Below are 1343 nucleotides of genomic sequence, written 5' to 3'. Positions count from 1 at the left end.
CTTGCGCTTCGACTGATGCTGGGAGTGCGATGTACGGCGTATCAGAATTCGTAGCAGGCTATTTCAGTAGAACCACAGTTCGGACACTTATCCCTTTCTGGGAAGACACACATCCCACAATCTCGACACTCGTACAGGGTACTCTCATCGCTTCTCCCTGCTCAACGAAGAAGCTCAAGTAACCCCATACTTGCTAGTACAGACACCGCAAAACGGATTAACGTCTTAGAGCTCTACCACCCATATAAGTGGATCAATTGCATGGTGTAGCGGCTTGTAGATTCGTTCCGCGTCTTGTGCAACGGATCACTTCAATAACGCACGAAAACTAGCTTAAATATTTGCATCTAGCAGAAATGAGAAAAATATGCATTAGTAATACGTTTGTGAATGTGAGACATTGTCTCCTTCGTCTCCGTAACATCGGTACTCGACCGTCTCCACCGCTAACCCAATATTTTAAGCGGTAACAAAATATATAGTGCGGCAAATCGAAGGCTACGCTATGGATCCAGACGAGCGACCGAACACCCCTCCAAGTCTTGCTGACGAGTGGACGGAAACGTGGGAGGGCGAATCGACACGAGATAGAGTGTACATCACGGCACTGCAGCTGTACGATCCGACACGGGTTGCTGTCATCGCCGACAGAGCAGATGTTTCGAAGGAAACTGCCAGGGACTATCTCCAGTGGTTCACTGAGATTGGGATGCTAACCCAGGTCAACGAGTCCCCGGATGAATTCGTCCGAGATGAGGACTACTTCCGATGGCGGCGGATTCACCGGTTGCGCGGCCTTCCGATGGAGGAACTCGAACAGCGATTGAAGAAGCTGACTGCGAAAGAGCGGCGTTACCGTGAACAGTACGACGCCGAGGGGCCAGATCACGTCGATGCGCTTGATCACGCAGACTATGACGATGTAGAGGATATTTGGATGGAGCTACAAGAGTGGCGAACGGTTCGGCGTCGAATCGAGGAACTCGAACAGGCACGGCAGAACCACGACGGCGCCACGCAGGCTTCCGCATAATCGATGAGCGACGACTCCGAGAAAACACTCGACGAGACGCTGTCACGGCATGTTGCTCGACGGTTTGGCACGCTCTCTTTGGTTGAGTCTGTATCAGTCTTCCCGCACGAACGACCGGACTCGATAGTGATGTGGTTTGATCGCCAGTATTTCCCCACCGATATTCGTCAGGTCGGGCTTGAAATCTGTGTACGCTCATCTGTAGCGGTGAATACTTTTTCATGACTGGAGTTCGTAGCCTTCCCCAGCATGGTCAGCAGAGAGAGTGTCAACGAGGTCTTTCTGCCTGACAAAGAGGACTGTTTAGAGT

The 1343-nt window shown here is 51.4% G+C and carries 3 protein-coding genes; 2 read left to right on the top strand and 1 reads right to left on the bottom strand.

The features are described 5' to 3' along the window. Window positions 1–41: 41 nt before the first annotated feature. On the bottom strand, window positions 42–137 hold the full coding sequence (locus ACR3FF_RS27045) for a zinc ribbon domain-containing protein (RefSeq protein WP_458191181.1): 96 nt from the start codon (window positions 135–137) through the stop codon (window positions 42–44). Window positions 138–505: 368 nt separating this feature from the next. On the opposite strand from ACR3FF_RS27045, the gene ACR3FF_RS27040 reads away from it, so the two are divergent. Then, window positions 506–1033 (top strand): DUF7342 family protein, encoded by a 528-nt coding sequence (locus ACR3FF_RS27040; protein ID WP_458191179.1) that lies wholly within the window; start codon window positions 506–508, stop codon window positions 1031–1033. Between the two features lie 3 nt (window positions 1034–1036). After that, the gene (locus tag ACR3FF_RS27035; RefSeq protein WP_458191177.1) at window positions 1037–1258 is read left to right on the top strand and encodes a hypothetical protein; all 222 of its coding nucleotides are present in this window, start codon (window positions 1037–1039) and stop codon (window positions 1256–1258) included. Window positions 1259–1343: the final 85 nt, after the last annotated feature.

Source organism: Haladaptatus ordinarius, from assembly GCF_054177595.1.
This window is presented reverse-complemented; position numbering and strand designations above follow the sequence as displayed.

Coding starts and splice junctions, on each gene's coding strand:
- ACR3FF_RS27035 (WP_458191177.1), top strand. CDS start 1,037: ATGAGCGACGACTCCGAGAAAACACTCGACGAGACGCTGTCACGGCAT.
- ACR3FF_RS27040 (WP_458191179.1), top strand. CDS start 506: ATGGATCCAGACGAGCGACCGAACACCCCTCCAAGTCTTGCTGACGAG.